At 34.1% G+C, this 24,904-nt stretch carries 22 protein-coding genes and 2 pseudogenes; 22 read left to right on the forward strand and 2 right to left on the reverse strand.

Translation table 11 applies throughout. From position 1 onward, the window contains the following. Positions 1 to 149: 149 nt before the first annotated feature. From AC1DKZ_RS29510 to AC1DKZ_RS29585, 16 genes and pseudogenes are all read left to right on the forward strand, one after another. A pseudogene (locus tag AC1DKZ_RS29510) lies at positions 150 to 767 on the forward strand (C40 family peptidase); the annotation flags it as partial. Positions 768 to 818: 51 nt separating this feature from the next. After that, positions 819 to 1,415 carry a hypothetical protein gene (locus AC1DKZ_RS29515; RefSeq protein ID WP_476997662.1) on the forward strand — a complete coding sequence of 199 codons (597 nt, stop codon included), beginning with the start codon at positions 819 to 821 and terminating at the stop codon, positions 1,413 to 1,415. Positions 1,416 to 1,465: 50 nt separating this feature from the next. Next, positions 1,466 to 2,265, forward strand: a pseudogene (locus AC1DKZ_RS29520) (CPBP family glutamic-type intramembrane protease). Between the two features lie 634 nt (positions 2,266 to 2,899). Beyond that, on the forward strand, positions 2,900 to 3,166 hold the full coding sequence (locus AC1DKZ_RS29525; RefSeq protein WP_404456865.1) for a phosphocarrier protein HPr: 267 nt from the start codon (positions 2,900 to 2,902) through the stop codon (positions 3,164 to 3,166). A gap of 348 nt (positions 3,167 to 3,514) precedes the next feature. After that, the gene (locus AC1DKZ_RS29530) at positions 3,515 to 5,461 is read left to right on the forward strand and encodes a BglG family transcription antiterminator (RefSeq protein WP_404511717.1); all 1,947 of its coding nucleotides are present in this window, start codon (positions 3,515 to 3,517) and stop codon (positions 5,459 to 5,461) included. Positions 5,462 to 5,617: 156 nt separating this feature from the next. Continuing rightward, a complete protein-coding gene (locus tag AC1DKZ_RS29535; RefSeq protein WP_476997663.1) occupies positions 5,618 to 7,573 on the forward strand; it encodes a fructose-specific PTS transporter subunit EIIC in 1,956 nt (651 codons plus the stop codon). Positions 7,574 to 7,590: 17 nt separating this feature from the next. Next, entirely contained in the window at positions 7,591 to 8,538 is a 948-nt protein-coding gene (gene manA, locus AC1DKZ_RS29540) for a mannose-6-phosphate isomerase, class I (RefSeq protein ID WP_476997664.1), read from the forward strand. 1,217 nt (positions 8,539 to 9,755) lie between these two features. Continuing rightward, on the forward strand, positions 9,756 to 10,742 hold the full coding sequence (locus tag AC1DKZ_RS29545) for a mannose/fructose/sorbose PTS transporter subunit IIA (RefSeq protein ID WP_377867383.1): 987 nt from the start codon (positions 9,756 to 9,758) through the stop codon (positions 10,740 to 10,742). 33 nt (positions 10,743 to 10,775) lie between these two features. Continuing rightward, positions 10,776 to 11,576 carry a PTS mannose/fructose/sorbose transporter subunit IIC gene (locus AC1DKZ_RS29550; protein WP_377867382.1) on the forward strand — a complete coding sequence of 267 codons (801 nt, stop codon included), beginning with the start codon at positions 10,776 to 10,778 and terminating at the stop codon, positions 11,574 to 11,576. A gap of 24 nt (positions 11,577 to 11,600) precedes the next feature. Continuing rightward, positions 11,601 to 12,512, forward strand: coding sequence for a PTS system mannose/fructose/sorbose family transporter subunit IID (locus AC1DKZ_RS29555; RefSeq protein ID WP_377867381.1), 912 nt, complete (start codon positions 11,601 to 11,603; stop codon positions 12,510 to 12,512). A gap of 205 nt (positions 12,513 to 12,717) precedes the next feature. Beyond that, on the forward strand, positions 12,718 to 13,092 hold the full coding sequence (locus AC1DKZ_RS29560) for a DUF956 family protein (protein ID WP_377867380.1): 375 nt from the start codon (positions 12,718 to 12,720) through the stop codon (positions 13,090 to 13,092). Between the two features lie 238 nt (positions 13,093 to 13,330). Beyond that, the gene (locus tag AC1DKZ_RS29565; RefSeq protein WP_476997665.1) at positions 13,331 to 14,200 is read left to right on the forward strand and encodes an RNA-binding protein; all 870 of its coding nucleotides are present in this window, start codon (positions 13,331 to 13,333) and stop codon (positions 14,198 to 14,200) included. Then, a complete protein-coding gene (locus tag AC1DKZ_RS29570; RefSeq protein ID WP_476997666.1) occupies positions 14,200 to 15,171 on the forward strand; it encodes a hypothetical protein in 972 nt (323 codons plus the stop codon). The genes AC1DKZ_RS29565 and AC1DKZ_RS29570 overlap by 1 nt, the downstream gene beginning before the upstream one ends. A gap of 244 nt (positions 15,172 to 15,415) precedes the next feature. Continuing rightward, entirely contained in the window at positions 15,416 to 16,069 is a 654-nt protein-coding gene (locus AC1DKZ_RS29575; RefSeq protein ID WP_476997667.1) for a DUF2306 domain-containing protein, read from the forward strand. A gap of 540 nt (positions 16,070 to 16,609) precedes the next feature. Next, positions 16,610 to 17,050 (forward strand): hypothetical protein, encoded by a 441-nt coding sequence (locus AC1DKZ_RS29580; RefSeq protein WP_476997668.1) that lies wholly within the window; start codon positions 16,610 to 16,612, stop codon positions 17,048 to 17,050. A gap of 155 nt (positions 17,051 to 17,205) precedes the next feature. Further along, positions 17,206 to 17,916 carry an endonuclease/exonuclease/phosphatase family protein gene (locus tag AC1DKZ_RS29585; RefSeq protein WP_476997669.1) on the forward strand — a complete coding sequence of 237 codons (711 nt, stop codon included), beginning with the start codon at positions 17,206 to 17,208 and terminating at the stop codon, positions 17,914 to 17,916. A gap of 120 nt (positions 17,917 to 18,036) precedes the next feature. Here AC1DKZ_RS29585 and AC1DKZ_RS29590 read toward each other — a convergent pair whose 3' ends face one another. Further along, complete coding sequence (locus AC1DKZ_RS29590; RefSeq protein WP_476997670.1) at positions 18,037 to 18,936, reverse strand: GIY-YIG nuclease family protein; 900 nt, start codon at positions 18,934 to 18,936, stop codon at positions 18,037 to 18,039. A 487-nt stretch (positions 18,937 to 19,423) separates the two neighbouring features. Here AC1DKZ_RS29590 and AC1DKZ_RS29595 point away from each other — a divergent pair, with 487 nt between their 5' ends. From AC1DKZ_RS29595 to AC1DKZ_RS29615, 5 genes are all read left to right on the forward strand, one after another. Then, positions 19,424 to 19,582: a hypothetical protein gene (locus AC1DKZ_RS29595; protein ID WP_476997680.1), complete on the forward strand. Its 159-nt coding sequence runs from the start codon at positions 19,424 to 19,426 to the stop codon at positions 19,580 to 19,582. Beyond that, positions 19,572 to 19,781: a hypothetical protein gene (locus AC1DKZ_RS29600; RefSeq protein ID WP_404511699.1), complete on the forward strand. Its 210-nt coding sequence runs from the start codon at positions 19,572 to 19,574 to the stop codon at positions 19,779 to 19,781. Before AC1DKZ_RS29595 ends, AC1DKZ_RS29600 begins: the two co-directional genes overlap by 11 nt. A gap of 116 nt (positions 19,782 to 19,897) precedes the next feature. After that, entirely contained in the window at positions 19,898 to 20,617 is a 720-nt protein-coding gene (locus tag AC1DKZ_RS29605; RefSeq protein WP_476997671.1) for a hypothetical protein, read from the forward strand. 302 nt (positions 20,618 to 20,919) lie between these two features. Further along, positions 20,920 to 21,804, forward strand: coding sequence for an Rpn family recombination-promoting nuclease/putative transposase (locus tag AC1DKZ_RS29610; RefSeq protein WP_078214231.1), 885 nt, complete (start codon positions 20,920 to 20,922; stop codon positions 21,802 to 21,804). 564 nt (positions 21,805 to 22,368) lie between these two features. Next, entirely contained in the window at positions 22,369 to 22,554 is a 186-nt protein-coding gene (locus AC1DKZ_RS29615) for a hypothetical protein (protein ID WP_431183299.1), read from the forward strand. 573 nt (positions 22,555 to 23,127) lie between these two features. Here the strand turns inward: AC1DKZ_RS29615 and AC1DKZ_RS29620 are convergent. Beyond that, a complete protein-coding gene (locus AC1DKZ_RS29620) occupies positions 23,128 to 23,601 on the reverse strand; it encodes a CDI toxin immunity protein (protein WP_476997672.1) in 474 nt (157 codons plus the stop codon). A 303-nt stretch (positions 23,602 to 23,904) separates the two neighbouring features. Here AC1DKZ_RS29620 and AC1DKZ_RS29625 point away from each other — a divergent pair, with 303 nt between their 5' ends. Next, positions 23,905 to 24,702, forward strand: coding sequence for a cell wall hydrolase (locus tag AC1DKZ_RS29625; RefSeq protein ID WP_476997673.1), 798 nt, complete (start codon positions 23,905 to 23,907; stop codon positions 24,700 to 24,702). Positions 24,703 to 24,904 lie beyond the last annotated feature (202 nt).

Raw genomic sequence — 24,904 nt, forward strand, 5'->3', positions numbered from 1 at the left:
GGAATATCAGCGCGTCGAAATCCTATCTTTTCTTCAATACAAAAGTTGGTCAATTGAATTAGATGGAACGCCGTATGAGGTGAAAGTCTCACGTACGGTGTGAAGTGGGGGAAAAGGTGGAGATAACGTCAAAACCTTACCTATCACTATATGGAACCGGATACGCTAACTATGCAGTTTCGAAAGGTGGATATACACACGAGAATGCAAGGGCATTTTCTGCAGAGCAATCAGCTAAAAATGGTTATAGATGTGCATCATGGCGAAGTGCGGAGGCAGTAGCTAATAATTGGTGTTATGGTGATCCAGACTATGTCCCACATATTATGAGATACTATCAACCTGGTCAAACCCCTGGTGGTTCTGGTGGAATTGCTGGCGGTAGCGTTTTAGGTGATGATGTATTCCAAGCCATTATGGCAGAAGCACTAAAGTATCAAGGATGGCCATATGTTTTTGGAGGGCGAACACCAAATACGTCATTTGACTGTAGTGGAATTATTGAGTATACGTATTCAAGAGTTGGTATTAATTTATTTGGTACTGCACAAACCCAATGGGATAAAACCCAACGTGTAACAGATCCTAAGCCAGGAGATTTAGTGTTTTTCCATAGTACTTATGCTACAAGTAACTACATTACGCATGTTGGCATTTATGTAGGAAATAATACAATGTATCATGCTGGCGATCCGATTGGCTATGCTGATTTAAGTAAATCATATTTTCAACAGCATTTTGCGGGATATGGTCGTGTAGTTAGATAATAATGCATGTAACACCTAGCAACTTATGAAACTGCGAAAAGGGGGTAAATGATGAAGAAAATTACCATTATAATAGCAATTTTATTAATAGCTAGCGTAGGGTTTTTAATAAAATATCAATCTGATAATGAGAAACTTAAAACTGATAATATAAAATTAACGAAAAAAGTGGAAAAGGTGGAGGCACAATACAATGATACGAAAAAGGAGTTATCAGCTCTAAAGAGTAACAATCAACAACAAGTAAAGGAAGCTGCAGAACGATTTCTTAAAGCTTTTCGTACTTATGACACTGGTAAAGGCGAATCATACCTTGCCAATATTGATGCATATATAACACCAAATGCAAAGAAAGAATTAACACCACCAGGTGGACCAACACAATCTACTCCTGGAACTGGAGATGAGAAAGAAAAGAAGAAAGTTTCATTTCAATCTGAATACACAGGTGGCGAGTTGTATTATGCATTTTTGGATACTACAAAAGCAAATGTATTAGCAAAAGTGAAGAGTAAAATTACAGTTAATGGTGTTTCATCTGATAATATGTCATTAATGCAAATAAATCTTATCTATGATGGAAATAAGAAGTTATGGCTTGTTGACAAGGTTATCCCACTAGCTGATTTAAGGGATCAGATGCCGTAAATCAAAGTACTATTATTTAGATTAAAATTTAGTTTAAGGTGGGATTGTATGTGAATGGAGATAAAAGACTGAAAAAACCGGTGGTAAGTTTTATATTATTAACCAACATTATTTTTTGGCCACTTTTTCTTCTTGTAGGAATCACAAAGTTATTAGATTTTCCAACGCAGATTTTTGATGTAACACTTTGTATATCAGCTTGGTCCTCCACTTTTGCTTTTGTGTTGCTATTTAAAAAACTATATCCTGGACAGAGTTTTATTCGATTCGTAAAAGCTAGATTTAAAAATAAACTTAGTTTCCCTATAGTTCTTACTGTAAGTATGATTTAAATAAATATATTTTTGACGATGTTGTTTCTCGTGTCGATTAACAGTGAAGCAAACTCGATTTTTAATAGAACTACTTGGGGTGTGTTAATTTATTACTTTGTTAAAACCATTGTGTCCGGACCACTAGGAGAAGAATTGGGGTGGAGGGGGTTTGCACTAATGGAGCTTCAAAAAAAATATTCTCCACTAAAATCTTCAATAATTATTGGTTTTTGGTGGGGAATGTGGCATTTACCTATATGGTTTACTACAGGTCTTACAGGCAGTAATTTAATCAAATATGTTTTGTTTTTTATGATTTCAATTATAACTACTACAATTATCATGACAGCATTTTATAATTTAAATCAAAATTTAATTATTCCAATGATTATCCATTTTTTCTTTGATTTATATATTGGCATTATACATAATTAATTGAATTAATTATGTATAATGCCATTTTTTATTTGATAGTTGCGATTTTAATTATAGTTTTAAATCCAAAGAAAGTATTATACGGGAATAAAGCTTTATAATGTCCTGAGAATGATAGATTAGCAGAAAGGTATGAGGATGGACGATGTACTAGCACGTATATTAAGTAAGTAACCACCATAATAAGCCTGGAAGCCGTTCTACCTATGAAATGCTAAAACGCAGCATTTTCAGGTCAAATTAACCTGTGGGATTTAAGAGAAGAACCAAATAAGACTTGGATGCATAAAGGGGAAGCAATAATAATCATTCGAAACGAAATTGTAACATCTTCACCCCTATTCTATATCAGAATTATATAGAATAGGGGTGAAGGGATGGATGATAGAGAAAAAATGATTACATTTTTTAGTGAATTCTGGAAAGTGAATTCGGTTAAAATGCTGGCTGAATTGTATCCAGAAAACATTAAAAATCATTCGAATGTTTATAGTTAAATATAATCTTTTTAATGTTTTTTAGAGAAACTTGTATACCCCTAACCTCGCGTAATATCAGAGGAGGGGATCTTCTGTCGGAAAAAGATAAAAACAGCTTTTCCAGAAGCTACGGTAAAAAATAAAACTTTTACTTAGTTTGCTTTACTATATATTAAATGTAAGCGGTTTCTATTCTTGGCGAAGATACTTAGAATGTGACCTTGATGAATTTAGAAAACTGAAGGGGGAATCATAAGTGGTTGAAAAATTCTTTACAATATTAGAAGATGGGGGACTTCATGCGCGTCCTTCAACAACATTAGTTAATGCAGTTAGCTCATTTAAATCAGAAGTGATGCTTGAGTATAAAGAAAAACAAGTGAATTTAAAATCTATTATGGGTATTATGGCACTTGGTGTTCCAAAAGGCGCACAAATTAAAGTGATTGCAAAAGGGGAAGATGAAGAACAAGTACTCCAAGGTGTAAGTAAAGTAATGCAAACACAAAGTATTGGCGCATGATAATAAGTAACGTTTTGAATGGTTTATATAATAAAAGGAATTTCCAACGCGAGAAGGTATTATCTAGAAACTCCTGAGTCAATAACATATAACGGTATATCATATATTAATAAGTATTGAAAGAGTATCAAAATTCCCAATAGAGTTAACTTCTTGGGAATTTTGATGCTTACTAGTAAGGGCAATGTAGTGTTATGTTATTACATTTAGATATTAGTGTATACCGTAACATAGTTGGAATTTTAAAATCAATACATATAATCTAAAGTGTTAGTTATAAGGAAAAGTAAAAATATTCTTTGAAGTAATGTGTATAACTTAGAAGGATATAAGAGATAGGTGAAATTCATGAATACAAGACAAAGAGAAATTTTGTTTCTGTTATTATCTGAATCTAATGATTATTTACTAGTACAAGACCTTGCTGATCAAGTAAATTGCTCTGAAAAAACAATTCGTAATGATTTTAAAGCAATTGAGGATCACCTCACGAATTACGCGAGTGCAATTCTTGTTAGGAAGCCGGGCTTAGGAGTTTACTTAGAGATTGCGGAATATGAAAAGGTAGATTTGTTTAATAAACTTTACTGCATAAATAATCGTACAAAGTATGAATCAGATGAAGAAAGAATCCTGCAAATTGCTTATAACTTGTTAATGAATGTAAAGGCAGTCACTGCACAGGATATGGCTTCTCAACATTTTGTTAATCGTACTACTATAAAGAAAGATTTAGATAGAATTGAAAAGTGGTTATATCATTTTGATTTAACTGTTGTTTCAAAGCAGAGGATAGGACTGTTTGTTAAGGGAACTGAAAAGAATAAAAGAAAAGCCTTGGCTAGATTATCAGATTTAATTCGTAATTCAGAGCTAACGAATCAATTTATTAAGGAACAATTTTTATATCATGAGGTTGAATTTGTTACGAATGAATTAAAAGCGCTACAAAAGCGACATGCATTATTTTTTACAGATGATGCATTTGAAAGTTTATTAGTTCATACGTTGCTGATGGTACGGAGAATGAAGCTTAAGCAATCGATTTTAACTTCTAAAAGGGAAATTAAAATAATACAAGAAACAAAAGAATATAAATGGACATTGGAGTTTTTAAAACGATTAGAGTGTGTTTTCGCTGTTCATTTTACAGAAGAAGAAGCTACGTATTTAACAGCTCATATTTTGGGCGGGAAATTCCGTTATCAAGACAAGCCAGGGGAAGGTAGTAAACTTACTGAAAGTAATCCAATCCTTTCTAGGGTTGTACATCAATTAATAAAACGAATGTCACAGTTGTATGAAATTGATTTCAGTAGAGACCAAGTTTTAATTGAGGGATTAACAATTCATCTATATACAACGTTGAATCGTTTGAACTATGACCTCTCTGTATCCAATCCAATGCTACATGATATAAAAAAAATGTATCCTTATATGTTTAATATGTTGATTCAGGTATTAGAAGAAATAAATGAATCTCTAATTCTATATATTCCGGAAGAAGAAGCAGCATATCTTACGCTACACTTTGAAGCATCTGCTGAACGGTTAGATCATCAGGAAAAACCCAAAAATGTAATTATAGTATGTCATATGGGAATTGGGATGTCACAGTTGTTACGGACAAAAATTGAGCGGAAATTTCGCCATATCCATGTGATGGACTGCATTGCAAAAGCTGATTTACAAGATTATATAATGAAACATCATGATGTGGAACTCGTTATTTCTACCATTGCCCTTACAAAATTACTTATTCCTCATATCGTAGTATCCCCATTATTAGAGGGAGCGGAAGAAAAGAAGCTAGGAGATTTTATAAAAGAATGCGATGAACCGAGTTATAAAGAACAAAAAGACTTTGTTATGCTTAATTATACATCCCCATTTTTAGTATTTTTACAACAGGAAGTGCAGCACCCATATGAGCTAATTGAAAAGCTAGCACATGCTTTGCATAGCAAAGGCTATGTAGATAAAGAGTATGCAGAAAATGCAATTATAAGAGAAAAGATGTCAGCGACAACGATTGGAGCAGGGATTGCAATTCCACATGGCAATCCGAAATTTATTCAAGAGTCGGTAATTGCAATTGCTACATTAAAGGAACCAATTGATTGGGGATCAGAGAAGGTGTCACTTGTATTTATGCTAGCAGTTAAAAGTGATGGGAAAGAGGTAACGAAACAGTTATTTCATGAGTTATCCTTCATAAGTCAGCGACCATCCTTTATTCAAAAGCTTACCAAAGAAACAAACGTAATGAAATTTTTATCGCATTTACATAATTAAACGAAAAGTGAAGGCCGAAATACTTCGCTTTTTTGTTTATTTCGGTAAAAGGTTTATTTTTCCGGAAGTTACGGTAAAAAATGAAACTTTTGTCATTACGATATTGATTTATATTATGTGTAGGCGCTTACAACGATAGTGTGAGGAGGATTAGAAATGAAACTGTTAGCGATTACATCGTGTCCGAATGGAATTGCCCATACTTATATGGCGGCAGAAAATTTGCAAAAAGCAGCGGATAAATTAGGTATTCAGATGAAAATTGAAACCCAAGGTGGTATAGGGGTAGAAAATGAGCTGACTGAAAAAGATATTCGAGAAGCAGACGGTATCATTATAGCTGCTGATAGAGCGGTAAATAAAGATAGATTCGTAGGCAAAAAATTGTTGGTTGTCGGAGTTCAAGATGGTATCCGTAAACCAGAAGAATTAATTCAGAAAGTAGCAAGTGGCGATGTACCTGTCTATCATTCACAGGCCAAAACAGTTGAAAGTAATCAACAGGAGAGAAAGCAAAACCCAATATATCGTCATTTAATGAATGGTGTATCTTTTATGGTTCCATTTATTGTAGTTGGTGGATTGTTAATTGCAATTGCATTGACGCTCGGTGGAGAAAAAACACCTGGAGGTCTAGTGATTCCAGATGGATCTTTCTGGAAAACAATTGAACAAATTGGTGGTGCATCATTTACGTTTATGGTTCCAATTTTAGCTGGATATATAGCGTATAGTATAGCCGATAAACCTGGTCTTGTTCCTGGTATGATTGGTGGATATATTGCAGCGACAGGAAGTTTTTATGGAAGTGAAAGTGGTGCTGGTTTTCTCGGCGGAATTATCGCAGGTTTTCTAGCAGGTCATGTAGCATTAGGAATTAAAAAAATAAAAGTTCCAAAAGCGATTCAACCAATTATGCCGATTATTATTATTCCGGTGTTCGCTTCGCTTGTAGTTGGTTTAGCATTTATATTTATTATTGGTGCTCCTGTCGCACAAGCATTTGAGTCATTAACTGCTTGGTTGGCGGGTATGCAGGGATCAAGTTCAATTCTCCTAGCATTAATTTTAGGGGCAATGATTTCATTTGACATGGGTGGACCAGTCAATAAGGTTGCATTCTTATTTGGTTCAGCAATGATTGGGGAAGGAAACTATGAAATTATGGGTCCGATTGCTGCGGCAATCTGTATTCCACCAATTGGAATGGGCCTTGCCACTTTCATAGGTAAGGGGAAATTCCAAGATTCAGAGAAAGAGATGGGTAAAGCATCATTTACAATGGGACTATTTGGGATTACGGAAGGTGCGATACCATTTGCAGCACAAGATCCACTTCGTGTTATTCCAAGTATTATGGCTGGTTCAATGACAGGTGCTGTGATTGCCATGATTGGTCATGTAGGAGATAGAGTGGCACATGGTGGTCCAATTGTTGCGGTGCTAGGAGCAGTAGATAATGTATTTATGTTCTTTGTAGCTGTAATTGTAGGTTCCGCTGTGACTGCTGTTGTAGTAAATGTATTGAAAAAGGACATTTCAAAGGTAGAAAAACAACCAGTTGAACAAATACAAGAAGTTTCAGCAACGAAAGAAGTGCTGCAAGTAGAGCAAGAAACGCAAAAAGAAAGCAAACAAGTAGATAAGGTAGAAATAAAAAAACTAACAGATATTACGAGCTTAGAGTTGATTGAAACAGATCTAATAGGAGAAACACGAGATGACGTCATTGATGAAATGATTCAAAAATTAAACCATGTTGGTACATTGCATTCCAAAACAGAATTTAGACAAGCGATTATGAATCGTGAGCAAGAAAGTACAACAGGTATTGGTATGAATATTGCGATTCCACACGGAAAATCAGAAGCTGTTAAGAAACCAAGTGTGGTATTTGGGATTAAACAATCTGGCGTAGATTGGAAAAGCCTTGATGGAACGGAAGCGAAATTAATATTTATGATTGCGGTGCCAAAAGAAAGTGAAGGAAATGAACATTTAAAAATCCTTCAAATGCTTTCTCGAAAACTAATGGATGACAATTATAGAGAGCGGTTATTATCCGTCCAAACAAAACAAGAAGCATATAAGCTACTAGATGAAATTGTATAGAACGGAGGATTATAATTATGACTGAACCATTATTTTTTGCACCTGTTTTTAAAGAAAGAATCTGGGGTGGAACGCAATTAACTTCTTTTGGATATGAGATTCCATCAAATCAAACTGGAGAGTGCTGGGCTTTTGCGGCACATCAGCATGGACAAAGTATTGTTAAGAACGGAAAATATAAAGGTTTATCTTTAGGTGAGTTGTGGGAAGAACATCGAGATTTATTTGGAAATGTGGAGGGAGATCGTTTCCCTCTTCTTACAAAAATTTTGGACGCTAATCAAGACCTATCTGTTCAAGTTCATCCAAATGATGAGTATGCCAGTGTATATGAAAATGGAGAACTGGGAAAAACAGAATGCTGGTATGTAATCGATTCCAAAGAAGACGCAGAAATTATTTATGGACATCATACGAGAACAAAAGAAGAGTTCATGGCTATGATTGAACAGAAAGAATGGAATCAACTGTTACATCGTGTGAAGGTGAAACCGGGAGATTTCTTCTATGTACCAAGTGGAACTGTTCATGCAATCGGTAAAGGGATTTTGATATTAGAAACACAGCAGAACTCTGATACAACCTATAGATTATATGATTATGATAGAAGAGATTCGGAGGGGAATTTACGTGAGCTTCATCTTGAAAAAAGTATTGATGTAACCGAAATTCCGTTTATATCGAATCAATTAACTGTAAAACATGAAAAAGTAGATGATTTGAGCGTAACAAACTTTATCAATTGCCCGTATTTTTCAGTGGGAAAATGGGAGCTAGATGGATCAGCTAGTTTGAAACAACAAAAAGCATTCCTTCTTGTTAGTGTAATTGAGGGAGAAGGTGAGTTAATTAAAGACGGCGAACACTTTTTCTTTAAAAAAGGAGACCATTTTATATTACCTAATAATTTTGGGGAATACGGTTTGGTAGGTAACACTAATTGTATTATTTCAAGCTTACAATGATTCTTATTATCCGTATATAACGTATAAATGATTTTTGTTTATTTTAACACAAATTAACGAGCTATAGCCTTTGAATAAAGTTTGATTCTGACAAGTGTTTTAATGAGTTATATTTTAGTTTATCTAGGAATGACTGTGTTTGGAGTATAGCTTAGAAAACATTAGTTTGATTTTTTCTGATGAGGGTAACTTTTTGTACTCTTTTTTGGGGGATCAAAATTAACTAGCTACTTCCTAAACATTGTGCCTTATTTACTAACCTGTTTATGCTTTTTTCAAACTTTGCAACAGAGCCGTATTTCTGCTAGCTAATAAGGACGATCGAAAAGCCGTCTTATATTCAAAAGCTTACGGAATAAAAGAAAGTAATGAAGTTTTTATCTTATTTACGTCATGAAATGAGGTAAAATTACTATTTTTCCGGAAGTTACGGTAAAAAATAAAACTTTTAACTTCTTGATATTGAAATACAGTAATTGTAGATGCTTTTATTAAGGTTTGAAGAGATGTATTAGCGTTTTTAATGACAACTGAGTATTAGATTCTGATAGTGAATGTGTGATAGAAAGGCATTCTAGCAATATAAGTTATGGCAGTGAATTTTATTACTTAGCAGACCCTTTATTGACTTTATAGGTTTTAAGTCAATGATTAGTTAATCTGGCATTGTATAAAAGCGTCTTATTTGCTACTTCTATTTGTGAATAAATTCACAAGTGACATATGGAACAACAAAATGAGTTTTATGACTAAGCTTTCATCAATCATTTAATCTGGCGCAGTACTGTTAGGGGGGGGCTAGTGGCGATAGTACACCATCCGCCGCCTCGCATCGTAATCTCATAGAGGAACAGAATAAAACAGGCGGTCTGTCAGGAGAAGGTCAAGTAGTCCTGATGAGAATGAGAAACAGGTTTCACAGCAATCTCTCAATTTTCGAAGAGATAGGCAACAACAATGCCTCCTCGCCGGTTTTGAAACCGCTTTAAAAGTCTCAAGAACCAGTTTTGTTCTGGGGGTGAATAAATGATAAATCTTGGCTATTAGGACAGGACCGATACAGAATGATGAATTCCGAGAGTATTACTAGAAATAAAGGAGGTGGTTTTCTCAGGGAAGAAAAAGTTACCTTTTCAATAGACAAAGACTGACGAAAAAAGACGAAACAGTTGTGTCTATTCAGAAAAAATAGGAGGGAATATTTAGGAGGTATTAATATGGTAGGGATTATCCTAGCAAGTCATGGCGAATTTGCTGAAGGTATCTTACAATCTGGCGCAATGATTTTTGGAGAACAAGAAAACGTTAAGGCTGTTACCTTAATGCCAGGCGAAGGTCCGGCCGACCTAAGAACAAAAATGGAAGCTGCGGTTGCATCTTTTGATAATCAAGATGAAGTATTATTCTTAGTTGATCTATGGGGCGGTACTCCATTCAATCAAGCGAACGGCATGTATGAAGAGCATAAAGACAATTGGGCAATCGTTGCTGGTATGAATTTACCAATGGTGATTGAAGCGTATGCATCTCGTTTTTCAATGACGTCTGCTCAAGAAATCGCAGCACATATCGTTAAAACGGCAAAAGAAGGGGTAAGAATTAAACCCGAAGCACTAGAGCCTAAAGACGAAACAGTTGTAGCAATTGCTGGAGCTAAACAATCAAAAGGTGTACTTGCTCCAGGAACAGTAGTTGGTGACGGGAAAATTAAATTCGTTTTAGCTCGTATAGATTCTCGTTTATTACATGGACAGGTAGCGACTGCATGGACAAAGTCTACACAACCAAATCGTATTATTGTAGTTTCAGATGCAGTTTCTAAAGACGATCTTCGTAAGAAATTGATTGAACAAGCTGCACCTCCAGGGGTTAAGGCAAACGTTATTCCTATCAGCAAAATGATTGAAGTTGCAAAAGATACACGTTTTGGTAATACAAAAGCATTATTACTATTTGAAAATCCACAAGATGTTCTAAAAGTTATTGAAGGAGGGGTGGATATTAAAGAGGTTAATGTTGGTTCTATGGCCCATACAACTGGTAAAGTTGTTGTTAATAAAGTACTTTCTATGGGACGTGAAGATGTTGAAGCTTTCGATAAAATGAAAGAAAAAGGCATTCAATTTGATGTACGTAAAGTACCAAATGATTCTCGGGAAAACATAGATGACATTCTGAGAAAAGCGAAAACTGAATTAGCTTAGTGATATAAAAAGTCAAACAAAGTGGAGGCTATTATGTCTATTATATCAATAGTTCTAGTATTGTTAGTTGCTTTCCTAGCTGGTATAGAGGGAATACTAGATGAATTTCAATTTCATCAGCCACTAGTAGCATGTACACTAATCGGATTAGTAACAGGGAACCTAGAGGCTGGAATTGTTCTAGGTGGAACACTTCAAATGCTTGCACTTGGGTGGGCGAATATTGGGGCAGCTGTAGCGCCAGATGCTGCGTTAGCATCAGTTGCATCGGCAATTATTTTAGTATTAGGTGGTCAAGGTGTTAAGGGAGTTGCATCAGCGATTGCAGTGGCAATTCCGCTTGCAGTAGCAGGTCTTTTCTTAACAATGCTTGTTCGTACAATTGCAGTTCCTATCGTGCACATGATGGATGCGGCAGCTGAAGAAGGAAACATGAGAAAAATTGAAATACTACACATCATGGCAGTTTGTTTACAAGGTATCCGAATTGTGATTCCGGCAGGAGCACTTTTGTTTATCCCTGCAGAAAGCGTTCAATCATTCTTGGAATCAATGCCTGCATGGTTAACTGATGGTATGGCAATTGGTGGTGGAATGGTTGTTGCTGTTGGTTACGCATTAGTTATTAATATGATGGCAACAAAAGAAGTATGGCCATTCTTCATTATTGGTTTTGTAATTGCCGCAATTTCTCAATTAACACTTATTGCACTTGGTGCCTTGGGTGTAGCTTTAGCTCTTATTTACTTAAAACTTTCTAAAATGGGTGGTTCTTCCAACGGGGGCGGAGGTAACTCTGGTGACCCACTTGGCGATATATTAAACGATTATTAATCTAGTAGGAGGAGGAGAAGAGAAATGGAAGAAAAAATTCAATTAACAAAAAAAGATCGCTTAGCCGTTGCATGGCGTTCTACGTTTATACAAGGCTCCTGGAACTATGAGCGTATGCAAAATGGTGGTTGGGCATTCTCTATGATTCCCGCAATTAAAAAATTATATAAATCAAAAGAAGATCGTACAGCAGCGTTAAAACGTCATTTAGAATTCTTTAATACACATCCTTACATTGCTTCACCGATTCTAGGAGTTACATTAGCACTCGAAGAAGAACGTGCCAACGGTGCAGAAATTAATGACGTGGCAATTCAAGGTGTTAAAGTTGGGATGATGGGTCCTTTAGCAGGTGTTGGCGATCCAGTATTCTGGTTTACTTTACGTCCGATGTTAGGTGCTTTAGGTGCATCATTAGCGATGACTGGAAATATTCTTGGACCAATCATTTTCTTCTTATTTTGGAACTTGATTCGTTGGGGCTTTATGTGGTATACACAAGAATTTGGTTATAAATCAGGCTCTAAAATCACTGATGACCTTTCAGGTGGATTATTACAAGACGTTACAAAAGGTGCATCAATTCTTGGGATGTTCGTACTTGCTGCCTTAGTACAACGATGGGTATCGATTAAATTTCAGCCGGTTATATCTAAAGTTCAATTAGATAAAGGTGCATATATTGAATGGGATAAGCTTCCTTTAAACGGGGAAGGAATACGTAAAGCTTTTGAACAAGTAAACTCAGGAATGGCACTTTCACCTATGAAAGTAACTACCTTACAAAATAACTTAGATCAATTAATTCCTGGTTTAGCTGCATTACTTCTAACATTCTTATGTATGTGGTTGCTTAAGAAAAAAGTTAGCCCAATTGTAATTATTCTTTCTTTATTTATAGTTGGGGTAGTTGGTCATGTAATTGGACTTCTATAATGAAAGTGTTGATGCTCTAAATTCTCAATGTTTACTATTGAGGAATTATTGAGATGTAGTTTGTAGGAGACCTTTGCAGCCTGCAAATATATGATTGTTTGCATACAAAAGTGGCTGGAGGGTATTGATTCAGCCACTTTTTATGTTGAATTAATTGCTTAAAGAAGCAATTAATAAATAAGATAAAAGAAATGGAGTGGATTTGATGATTCAGTCAATTAATACAAAGGTAGATTTAGTAATAGATGCCACTTCTTTTATGGGACTTGCGGATTATGGGGAAATTATGATTGGTGATAAAGGATTTGAATTTTATAACTCTCGTGACTCGCGTAAATTTATTCAAATTCCATGGGAAGAAGTAGATCACGTTATAGCCTCTGTGATGTTTAAGGGAAAATGGATTCCGCGTTATGCAATTAAAACGAAGAGAAACGGGACCTTCAGCTTTTCTTCTAAGGACCCCAAAAAAGTTCTTCGAATCATACGAGAATATGTAGAACCAAATCACATGGTTCGTTCTCTAAGTTTTTTTGATGTTATTAAACGATCATTTAAGTCGATGGGCAAGAAAAAATAATGGAGTGAAAGGTGAAGTGATCCTTCTCAAGTAGACAGTGTTTAAATGATTAGATATATAGCTATTTTAGCATTAATTCTTATAAATAAGGTAAGGGGCAGGTCTAGAATAAAGAGAATTAAAAATTTTAGAGAATATTTCTAAAAAACTTAGTTTCTCAGTTAAAAGTAACAATAATTCTAGTAGAAGTATTATTTTGGGATTTTTAAATATTGAATGAGGGAGAGGCGATATTTTTATGGAGTCAAAAACTTATGAAAAGCTACAAGCATTACGTAGATATAAGGAGCCAATTCAGGCAGTATTGAGAACGGTTAAAAGACAAGATAAAGACGATTCAGATACTGAATATGCTGAGTTTGCCCTTGAAAACGGAAAGATTATAGGTATTTGTAAAAAAGAGGACTTCTCTGATTACTCTTTTAGAAGTATTACTCAATTCACAGGTAGTATTTTTAATGTAATAATTACACAAATGTTTGATGAACTGGATGTAAATAAAGTTCAGGTTTCAGTAAAAGAAGCAAGCAGGAGATCTGCAGATGCCTTAATTCGTGAGTCAATAGAATTGGAGCAAGATGAAAGACTTCAGGAACCTACTTACGAAGCTGAGGTAACTGGGTATAACATGAATGCTCAGGTTCCAACCATATTCTTACGCATCAATGGTGCAGAATGCTTCATGAAATTACATGAACTAAACTATGGAAGAGTGTATAAAAATGCTGTGGATCGCTATGCACCAATTGGTGAACGTATCCCAGTTAAGGTTCTACAATTTAATCCAGAACAGCGACTAATCCACGTTTCTAGAAAAGCAGCCGTGGAAAATCCTTATCAGTTATTATCTGAATTAGCTGAAGGGGATACAATTGTAGGAAGGGTTGTAAATGTTGACCCGCGTTTTGGAGTTTTTGTTGAATTGGACCAAGGCTGCACAATTAAAGGAATTGTCCCTAAAACAATCGAACAGCCAGTATTGGATGACGTAGTAAGTATGAGAATTGTAAGTGTGGATGTGGAAAAAGAGAGAGGGTCGGGGGTTATCTTTAAGTTTCCATTTGGACGCAAAAAAGTTAACGATCCAACGGCGTTTTTATATAACTAATGAGTGCGCCGCAGATTTCCGTACAAGAGAATGGAAAGGCGGTTCAATATTGGCTTAATAGGGACGAATCGTTATCACTTTGGGATGACCCCTCTTTACAGGGGGGACCAATTCTTCCAGATAAATTTAAACCACTCACAGATTTACGTAGTATATATGACAGAATTAATTCAGGTTTTATAAATGAAAAAGACAATTTAATACTAAAGCTTATTTGGGATTTATTAGCGATTACTGAAGCTCAAATTAAAAATTTTGTGGAATCTAAAATTAGTAGGTCACAGGTTTCAGAATCGCTGAAAAAGCTGGTACTGTATGGATTTGTTAGTCGATGGGAGATAAAATCGGGGCTATTTCCGGATCAGCCCAAAACCTCTGCTCCAATCACTTTAAATACTGCCGGTCATTTGATGATGTGGGCTTATCATAACCGTAATACAAGCTATTCTTTAAAGCCAGAACAGTGGTTAAAACTTGGAGTAGCAGGGGTACAAAGATTTGTCACTATGAATCAAATAAAATATGAGTTTGCAGTAGGCCAACAGTTATTAAAAAACTGGTGCTGGTATCCGAAGCTACAAGGTACTGGTACTGGGTATAATCCAATTGCTGTTGGAGAAATTAAAACCCCAATTGGAAATCAAAACTTCATATTTGAAAGGGTACAACAGGGTCAGCGATATGCACAACATTTAAAATCGCGACTGAAAATTTGGGAAGATCAAATTCAAAATGGACCAAATAATTTATTAAACTTCGAAAACACGAAGAGTTTACCAGGAATTTTTATATTATCTATATCTAATCTTGCTTTAGCAGAACATGTTAGAAAGGAGCTCATGTTAGATCTACGTAAGATTCCTATAATGCTTGTAATAGATGAATGTATTCACAATGAGGAATTTGCAAAATCATTTTATGTCTCAACTCAAAGCGGCATTCAGCAAGCATCATTACCATTTTTGAGATAACAAGAGCTGCTTCAGGTAAATATGCTGAAGCGGCTCTTTGTTGCTTTAACGATGAATCGATATTCATAACTCAACTTTTGTTTGCGGTATATCTAGTTTCATTTTTTATAGATTTCAATTAGAGTTGTTTTGATGAAAAACAATGTGTTGAATAAATAATTAAAGAAGGCTTTTCTATTTTTCCCTAGAATGAACAGTAATGTATAATCTAACTTCCCTAAATGTAGCAAGGAGGCAGTAAAATTTGAATAGGAAGATTTGGTTTATATTCACTTTTTTAGCTATTTTAATAGCAAGTTATGTTGTTGTCCAATATTTTATTATGGATGGATTTCAAACAGGGCTTGTCAAAACGAAGCTTATGTTTGTATCTAAATTAAGTAGTTTTTGGTACATTATGTTATTTATACATATTACAACTAGTATAGTAGCATTAGTAATCGGTCCGTTTACATTATCCACAAAATTTAGAGGAAGAAATATCAACCGTCATCGAATAGTTGGGAGAATCTATATGGTTGGTATATTATTAGGCGGTGTTTCAGGACTGTACTTATCCTTTTATGCTATGGGTGGATTGGTAGCAAAGCTTGGTTTCGGTTTGTTATCCGTATTTTGGCTAACATCAGCATATCAAGCATTAAATAGAGTTAAGAATAAAAAAATTCAAGACCATCGGAATTGGATGATCAGAAATTATTCCTTAACTTTTGCGGCAGTTACATTAAGAATCTGGCTACCTTTGTTTGTATTGCTATTTGGATTAGAGCAGTTTGAAGTTAGTTACACTGTTATTGCTTGGTTAGCATGGGTACCAAATTTAATTATTGCAGAATTATTTATAAGACAAAGACTTGATAAAGGACAATATCAGGGAAATGATGATTTACATTTTTGATGCAAATCTTATTTAATGTTGAGGAAGAAATTCCCCAGCGATTCAATGTTTTTTTAATAATTGTTCCCGTTGAGATTATGGAGCAAGCTATCGTGACGTTAGTAAAAAAATAGAGGAACTATTGGAGCCGTGAACTACTCGCCTCTTAGCAATGTATGATGTGGGGACCCCTCAGTTCCACGAAGAAAGTAATCTTTCATCCCCCTAAGCGTTACTTTGGGGGCCACACTAGATGTCCAACGTTTGGATGCTCTCTTGGTACGGTTGATATTTTACGAAGGAACCAGATGGCTTGTTTTTCGCACTCTATTTTCTTCCTGTAATCTCATATATCAAGTTATCAAAGAACTTTATATAGCTAGTTTATAAAATATTTTGGCTATGCCAAACCGAAATTTATTTCCCACTTTCCCACTTCATATTCTTTGAGGAAAGAGTCTTCTTGGCTAAAATGATAAGAACCTGTTTGGTAGCAATGTCTAATTGGCTAATATAACCGGTGTTTATTTAGTGAAATATCATAGAAGGGGGGATGTAATTATGAGGGTATTTTTATCCAGGGATGCAGCGATGAGCATGGATTTAACACAACTGGAATTGAATACGACTTATGCTCTTATAAATTATGGTGAACCTAAAACTGCTTTGATGAGGAAGGTTCAAGTGAATATTACTAAAATTGAATGTATGAAACTTAAAGTAGAAGTGATTGAGGATAGAGAAGGACCAAAGGTGTATGGTGTTTCAATTAAAGACTATTTTAATGAATTAGTTAAAGGGATAGAAAATCATCCGAAATTTAATTTAACATACTATGATATTGATGATGCTAAAGGTATTGTATCCTATGATTTCAATCTAAATTCAAAGACACCTGATATGGGGATTAATAAATTTATCGATTTTATAGAGAGGGAAATTACTGAATTACATTTAGAATTTTTTAAAGCTTTTAATTTACCAAAAAACAAACCGGAATAGTTAGTTCATGTCGTAATACATGAAAGGAAACAGTTATTAATTGCAATGACCTTCTTACTTGAATATGTATGAATTAATTACCTCGGATGTACACAAACATTAGAGTTGTTGATGGGTTGTATAATATTATGTAATCACATATAGGAGCTGGGTAAATGAAAATAGTTGCATGGAATGCAGGTATGGCATTTAGGAAGAAAATCGACAAAATATTACCGCTTAAGGCAAACATATTAGTAATTTCAGAGTGTGAAAAACCGGAAAAATGGGAGCGGAGTGTTGTTCAAAATAGTACTGATAACTTTTTATGGGAAGGGGATAATCCAAATAAGGGTATTGGAATAATTACTTTAGATAAAAGGTATAAAATTGAAATTCATCCCGATTATGATAAAAAATTCCGCTATATCATTCCATTAAAAGTCACTGGTGAACAGGAGTTTATTAAGTTTGCAGTTTGGTCACAAAAGGGTGAAAAACGTTATAGTAGTTACATAGGTCAAATATATTTAGCGTTAGAGAAATATGCTTCTTTGCTAAAGGAGCCATGTATTATTGTAGGTGACTGGAACAGTAGTAAGGTATTTGATCATATCAAAAGAGTTAAGACACATTCTGAGGTTGTTGAGTTTCTTGAAGGGTTTGGGATTAAGAGTGCATATCATTGTAATACTTATGAAAAACAAGGGCAGGAAAAATCCCCAACCTATTATCATAGAAAAGACAAAACAAGTTCTTACCATATTGATTTTTTGTTTGCTTCTGAAATATTCCTTAACCAATTAGAATCTATTGAAGTAGGTTCATATGAAGAGTGGATTGAGTTTAGTGATCATATGCCAATAAGTGCTGAATTTAATAGGTGAAAAATAACTTTATAGTATCTTAAATTAAATTGGAAAAACCACCTATTAAAAAAATAGGTGGTTTTACTGCCAATTTTAAATACAAATAATTTTCTATTATCTTTTTTATATTAAAAGTTACTAATTCGTATTATACCCGTATTCACGTGTACCCAACTTTTCCTTATAAATATTTTCAATATCGAGTATTTCATCATTAGTAATTGTTTTGGGTAAAGTACGTAATATCGAAAAAAGAAAATCTTGTTTACGTTCTGGATTATTTTCTAATAGCTCAATTAATTGCTTATTACCTCCATGTCCAGTTTTAGCGTAAGATTCCCATCTTCCCCATATCCCGCCTTTTCCTATTCCACCATATGCATTTGCTTTACCTACATATAATTTCCCTGTTTCTCTATCTAAAATTGCATAGATTCCTGCTATTGAGGAAAGCATTTTACACCAAGTGGAGTTAACATCAGGGTTATCGTATAATTTTTTTAAATCGTTGTATGTAAGTGTAAAATCTAGAAATCCTGGAAACTTACGAATTGCTCCTTTTTGAATTATTTCTATGATATCAAATTGTTTTCTCTTTCTGGCTGCCTTTACCTTTTTTAGTGGTGCAAACCACATGTGAAATGTTCGCTCTGACCAATTAATGATTATCCGATCCTCTAGTTCCTCAAATCCTTTGATTTTTTCCATTTCATAATAGTATTCATTACCCTTTTTGTACTCAGGTTTCATCCAATCATAAAGTTTATCAGTAATGAATTTTTTGGGATTGGATTTGCTTAACACCTTGTAAACACCTATAAATACAGCTTTTTTACCTTCCTCAAAGTCTAGGAAGCTAACCACATATTCACATTCTCCAAATACATCATCTTTTTGATGTTTCTGGTATAACTCTAATTGTCCTTTTTCATATAAATCAACAACATCAATTCTATCCTCATCTTTATGCCGAACTATTTTAATGTTTTTAGATAAATCTAAGCCATAACTCTCTAACATTTTCTCTACTGTAAGCATAATTCCCCTCCTACTTATATGATAGTATTATTTGGATAAAGAAACATCATAATATTTATGGATAGAAGTCCTTATACAGGCGCAGTAGGCGGCTATGATAGCACAACGATTGCCGCTTCATTTGCAGCGCAGCATCTTCTGTTAGTAGTAGTTCGTAATATACCAAATCACACTTGAATCAAGGGTTGATTTATACTTAATTAAATTGAATCTTTTTAGATTTATAGTTAAAATAAAAGTATACTTTTTAATTTTATTTTTATATCCACAAATATCAGCGGTCTTTCGGACTGAGAATTAAGCTTAATGTGCTTAATATCTTTATCCGAAGACCGCTTTTTTGTGGTATTAAAAAGTAAAAATATTAAAGGGAGATGTGAGTATGAGTAATATAGGTAACAAGTTAAGAAGTGGCTTTTTCGCGACGCCGGAGCAATAAGGAAAATATCTAGTTGAACTATTTAATAAACCAAAAGGCTAAATAAACATATTTGATCCAACTTGCGGCGAAGGGCGAATATTAAAGCAAATAGCAGAGCATCTAGATAGTAAAGAAAATCTAATAAAAACATACGGAGTTGAGGTAGATAAGGCTCGAGGCAAAGTTGCTATGGAATTTTTAAATCACTGCTGTAATGCAAATTAAGAAGAAAGTAGAACGAATACTAAAAGATAAAGTAAAAGGGTTTGAATATGAAGAAACAGAATTTGTGATTGATGAAATAGTCGTATTTGGTACAACTATTTTATCAGATCCAGATGTTTACGAGCATTTGTATCATGTGGCAGCCTATATACAATTTGAAGATATCGAAATTGTAACTGAGACGAAAAAAAACAATTAAGAAGAAACGGAAAATTGCAGAAGGTTAATTAGTGATTAATTCATTTGTTTTTTGAAAAATGCGAAAGTAAAGGGAGTTTTAATAAAAAAATTAAAACATTAAGGGAGGAAATTGTAATGATAGGTGAGACTTTTAAAAATTTATTATTAAGTTTGGCTGGTTTAATAGTGGGGTTAAGTGCCATATATTTAATAATTAAATATAGCTTCAAATTAACAGTAGAAAAAGCTATACCTAATTTAATAGCCTATGCTAGCTTATATTTACCAGGAGTTATAACATTTGGTTTAGTTGGATACTTTTCTAATTCATGGTTTTTTGGAATTGTAATGGGTGTTATAGTTGAGGCAATTCGTTTCTATGGGTTAGGAAGAAAACTAAATCAAATATCCTCTTCTTTAAGAGCGATGAAAGTGAAGATTGCTATAGGAAAAGCAAATAAAATAGCAAATGCTAAAAATAAGCCTTTAGAGGTAATTGAAGCTGCTGAAGTTAATATTGAAAAAGAGAACATAGTACAAGAGCGACTAGTAATTGAACTGAAAAAAGAACAGAAGGAAATTAGAAAAACAGAAGAGCTAGAAATAATTGATGATGCAGATGATGTTGAAGAGTTAGAGGGAATGGAAGGATTAGAACGTATTATGGTACTTGAACAAATAGAAATGGTCGAAGAAACTAAAGGTGATGTATTAGTGGAAAATGGTACTACGGTAAAACGTGAGCGCAAACAGGCTGACAGTACACCAGATACACAGAAAATTTATGAACAACTACAACTGGTTATATTTAATGGGAAATTAGAAAAGAAAGATGATGAAATTAGTTTTGATTAATAAAAATGCTATTATCATTGCTAAAGGAACCCTATGAATGGGGCATAAAAAAACACTCTTCGAGTTTACCTCGAATCCGTATAGATTCATGGCAGGTTTTTAGTTTGATAATAATGTGATCAAGGAATAGACGAATAATAAAGGTTGTGGCGTAAAACGATGTTATTTGCAATCGCTTTTTGTCGGAATTACAAGTTTTTATGGGCTTAGGCAAGCTGATAACATAAGAGCCTGTTTGCATGTGCTACCTTTTTTTATGTACAATAGTAATAAGAGATGATATAGACAGGGAGAGGAAATCCATGTCCACTAAATTAGTAAATTTACGCATTGATTTTGCTTTTAAACAGTTATTTGGAACAAAAGGAAATGAGGAAATTTTAACGGGTTTCCTAAATGCAATTTTAGAGGAATCTTTAGATGCACCTATTACTTCGCTACAATTAGATGATCCACATCTCCATAAATCTTATGAAGATGATAAGTTATCGATTTTAGACCTATTAGCAACGCTAGATAATGGAACGCAAGTAAATATTGAAATTCAGCTTCGAAATACACATGATATGGTAAAACGATCTTTATATTATTGGAGTAAACTTTATACATCCCAAATGCAAGAGGGAATGCCATATCGTTCACTACGGAAAACCATTACCATTAACTTACTAGACTTTATTTTATTTTCTCAGGATGATGCATTTCATACCATCGGACAATTATGGAATACTAAAATGCAGCAACTATTAAGTGACGACATGGAAATCCATTTTGTAGAGATACCGAAATTGGTAAAACAATGGCGTGAAGAAAAAGTGAATCCATGGGAAAATACATTTGTTCGTTGGATGTTATTATTACCAGCACATGAAGATGAACATTTAACTCAAACATTGGAGGAGATTGCGATGAATCAAGATCCAATTTTACAAAAGGCAATAAATAAATGGGAAAATATGAGCCATGATTCTTCTTTCCGAACAGCATATGAAGCTCGAGAGAAATTACTTCTAGATGAACAAGCTAAGTTAGCTCATGCAGAACAAGAGGGGATGGAAAAAGGCATTGAGCAAGGTAAGATGCAGATGATTCGAGGGATGTATGAAATTGGTGTACCTCTTGAAACTATTGCAAAAGCAAGTAAGTTGAGTGTGGAAGAAATAGAGCGTATCTTAAAATTAAAGTAAATATATATGAACCTACAGTACTCATAAATAAAAGAAAATAGATTCTCATTATCATGATACGTTTAATAGAAAAGCATTGCTGAAGATTTTGGCAGTGCTTTTTCTTAATCAATTTTTTGATGTTTTTCATGCTGCTCACAATTATATAGAAAAGTTGAAAGAAGAACGTGAAATGTATTCACGATTAATAAATATGATGCAGTTGCTTTTTTCTTAGTTATATAGAAATTATACATTAAACGTATCTAAGGAGTCATTTAGGTATAAAGATAATCGATAATCATACAATAATATGGAAGGGTCTTTTTGAACGTGCTAGTTACCTCAAAGTATATGTATCATTTGGCATCTGTGCGAGGGTGTTTTTTTAATGCACATTATAATAAGGACAAGCATATTATGTAATAGGACGAGTTCTTCGTGTCCTATTCAATGCTCAGGATAACCCCGATTCACATTGAGAGCACCAGTAGCGAGGGTGCTCTCTTTTTATTGAAAAATATATTTTGAATTTATATAACGTGATTATTGAATTGATATTTCAATATAAGGGGTACAAATTCGATGCGACGTAAAAAGGATTTGTTGAAACAATGGAAGGTAGATCTGCAAGCTGTTCAAGAAGAAAAGAGGATGAAGAAGAAAGCTAAGAATAAGAAATATAGCATTCCTGGTAATACAGCAGGATTCATGAATGGAAAGAACACTTATCGTAAAGAGAATGGGGTATGGAAGCAAAGAAATAAATGACGTGAAGTTAAATAAGTTTGGTTAAGTTTATAGCAAGTATTGTAGGCGTTTCCGTGATCTGGGTGGCGTCTTTTTTGTTGTTAAGGAAAGGTAACAAAATAAACGAATATAAGCACGAAATTAGAAGACAAAAATAATAGCCTTGTCGTTTGCCATAGCCTACTAAGAAGAGAGCAAATAACAAGACAATAGACAAGTAGTGAGAGGGAATTCCCATTCCCAATTGAAATTATATCGCGAAATCCAAATGCTGTATAAGAAATATTAAAAGTTATAAATGAAAAAAGAAACATGCTAGTGCCCCAAAAACATAAGTTTTTGAGATTCTACCAGGATAAGAATTGTAGGTGCATCTGCGTATCGGTATGACGCGGAACACAATGTTCTTGGAACGGTGGACAGTAGCTGCCACGGAGAAGCCTGAGTGTTGGTTGATAACAATGAAGTGCCTAAAGAGGACAAGTATGCAAGCTCATGGAATTGGAAGATATACTTGTATTACTAAAGGCGTCATAGCGTCGTTGGAAACAGCTTATTTATAGAAAAAGAGAATGAGGAAATTTGAGTGGATTATTAGCGAAACCCAACCATAATCATTTCTTCATCTTTTATTTCAATTATAAATTTATATTCTTTATCCAATAACCAGAAATAAAAGCTGACTGCACCAATATCAACTAGTGATTGGAATACTTTATCAAGATTTATGCTTATTACAGGGATTTCATAGTTATCCCATAGTATAAAAATTTGTTCATCAAAATCTGGTTTGTTTTCTTTAATAAGGGAAATTAGTTGCTCTTTATTTAAAGCTATTAATTGATTGTCTATCTGTTCCCAATCTATTCTTCCAGAGACAGTTATAGGAAATGAATTTATTAAAGTATTTGCAATCTGTTGGCTTTTTTTTTGAGAGAAAATGAGAGTTTCGTCTCCGAGGGATTCAATACATTCATTAAACAAAGGGTTTGTATCATTTCTATTTTTTGTTTTCAGTGCTCGTAACTTTTGTTGCATTTTCCATCGTCTTAAGGATCTATCACTCATTTTTATCATTCCTTCTACAATTAATTAGGAGACAGTATAGCATATAGAAATAGTTCTTAGGAAAGAAACTATTAAGCAATTGAAGTAAGACTCTACTTTCACCATATTTAGTTTAAGAATTAGATTGTCCGATTCTTTCGAAACATAACTATAATAATTCAATATCATAAGCAACCCAATTATTATATAGAAATACAAATTCAATGACTTGAATTCAATGTTTTGTTACGCTATAAATAGCTTGATTTGTTTTTAACTTAAACATATTAAGAGTACTTAATAATTTTTAGGAGGCTTTTTTGAATGAAGTTATGTAAGGCGAAAACCTGGTTACCATTATCTGCTGCAATAATTACAGTAGTATCAAATCCAGTAGGGACTGCGGCTTCAACGGTTTATACGGTTCAAAAGAATGATACCCTAGAAGCAATAAGTAAACAATATGAGGTGTCCATACAATCACTTAAACAAGCAAATAATAAAGCAAATGATCAAATTAATATTGGAGAACGTTTAACAATTCCGGTATCGTCAACTGCAAACGAATATGTTAAAAAAAATAATTCAACAGTTTCAACTAATACATATCAAGCAATTTACCAAGTGAAAAGCGGGGATACATTAAGTTCTATATCACAACAATATAAGGTTTCAATACAGTCAATAAAACAAAACAATAACGTAGACGAAAACCATATTTTTTTCGGTCAGCACTTAAAGATTGATACCGGTATTTCATTACAAGAATTGGACTTAATGGCTCGATTAGTGAATGCAGAAGCAGGGGGAGAACCGCATGCAGGAAAGGTTGCAGTTGCAAAGGTAGTATTAAATCGTGCTAACGCAAATGGTTTTCCAAATACAATTACAGACGTAATTTATGAACCCATTAAAAATGGTTATGCATTTACTCCTGTTACAGACGGTAGAATTAATCAGCCCGCTACACAGGAAGCAAGAATGGCAGTAGAAGAGGCTCTCACTTCAAAAGGAACAAATTCTGATTGGCTTTATTTCTACAATCCCAAAACCTCGACTGATAAATGGATTACAACACGTCAAACCGTTGCACAAATTGGAAACCATCTGTTTGCTAAATAAAATAATATTACATTAATAGGTTTCCAATGAGATAAGGAGAGGTTATTTTTGCGTGTAGTTCATTCACTATTAGCAATATTAGCAGTTATATTTTTAATTTGTGGTGTCATTATTCACGAGTATGTATTGGTGTTTTTGGTAGGAATTTGTTGCATGGTGATAGTAAGTTTTATAATTTCCAGTATACGTAATTGGAAAGAGA

This window comes from Bacillus sp. 05T21 (genome assembly GCF_056396785.1).

Bases quoted from the DNA above. Each gene is read 5' to 3' on its own strand.
- AC1DKZ_RS29515 (WP_476997662.1), top strand. From the start codon at position 819: ATGAAGAAAATTACCATTATAATAGCAATTTTATTAATAGCTAGCGTA.
- AC1DKZ_RS29530 (WP_404511717.1), top strand. From the start codon at position 3,515: ATGAATACAAGACAAAGAGAAATTTTGTTTCTGTTATTATCTGAATCT.
- AC1DKZ_RS29535 (WP_476997663.1), top strand. From the start codon at position 5,618: ATGAAACTGTTAGCGATTACATCGTGTCCGAATGGAATTGCCCATACT.
- manA (WP_476997664.1), top strand. From the start codon at position 7,591: ATGACTGAACCATTATTTTTTGCACCTGTTTTTAAAGAAAGAATCTGG.
- AC1DKZ_RS29545 (WP_377867383.1), top strand. From the start codon at position 9,756: ATGGTAGGGATTATCCTAGCAAGTCATGGCGAATTTGCTGAAGGTATC.
- AC1DKZ_RS29550 (WP_377867382.1), top strand. From the start codon at position 10,776: ATGTCTATTATATCAATAGTTCTAGTATTGTTAGTTGCTTTCCTAGCT.
- AC1DKZ_RS29555 (WP_377867381.1), top strand. From the start codon at position 11,601: ATGGAAGAAAAAATTCAATTAACAAAAAAAGATCGCTTAGCCGTTGCA.
- AC1DKZ_RS29560 (WP_377867380.1), top strand. From the start codon at position 12,718: ATGATTCAGTCAATTAATACAAAGGTAGATTTAGTAATAGATGCCACT.
- AC1DKZ_RS29565 (WP_476997665.1), top strand. From the start codon at position 13,331: ATGGAGTCAAAAACTTATGAAAAGCTACAAGCATTACGTAGATATAAG.
- AC1DKZ_RS29570 (WP_476997666.1), top strand. From the start codon at position 14,200: ATGAGTGCGCCGCAGATTTCCGTACAAGAGAATGGAAAGGCGGTTCAA.
- AC1DKZ_RS29580 (WP_476997668.1), top strand. From the start codon at position 16,610: ATGAGGGTATTTTTATCCAGGGATGCAGCGATGAGCATGGATTTAACA.
- AC1DKZ_RS29585 (WP_476997669.1), top strand. From the start codon at position 17,206: ATGAAAATAGTTGCATGGAATGCAGGTATGGCATTTAGGAAGAAAATC.
- AC1DKZ_RS29590 (WP_476997670.1), bottom strand. From the start codon at position 18,936: ATGCTTACAGTAGAGAAAATGTTAGAGAGTTATGGCTTAGATTTATCT.
- AC1DKZ_RS29600 (WP_404511699.1), top strand. From the start codon at position 19,572: ATGCAAATTAAGAAGAAAGTAGAACGAATACTAAAAGATAAAGTAAAA.
- AC1DKZ_RS29605 (WP_476997671.1), top strand. From the start codon at position 19,898: ATGATAGGTGAGACTTTTAAAAATTTATTATTAAGTTTGGCTGGTTTA.
- AC1DKZ_RS29610 (WP_078214231.1), top strand. From the start codon at position 20,920: ATGTCCACTAAATTAGTAAATTTACGCATTGATTTTGCTTTTAAACAG.
- AC1DKZ_RS29615 (WP_431183299.1), top strand. From the start codon at position 22,369: ATGCGACGTAAAAAGGATTTGTTGAAACAATGGAAGGTAGATCTGCAA.
- AC1DKZ_RS29620 (WP_476997672.1), bottom strand. From the start codon at position 23,601: ATGAGTGATAGATCCTTAAGACGATGGAAAATGCAACAAAAGTTACGA.
- AC1DKZ_RS29625 (WP_476997673.1), top strand. From the start codon at position 23,905: ATGAAGTTATGTAAGGCGAAAACCTGGTTACCATTATCTGCTGCAATA.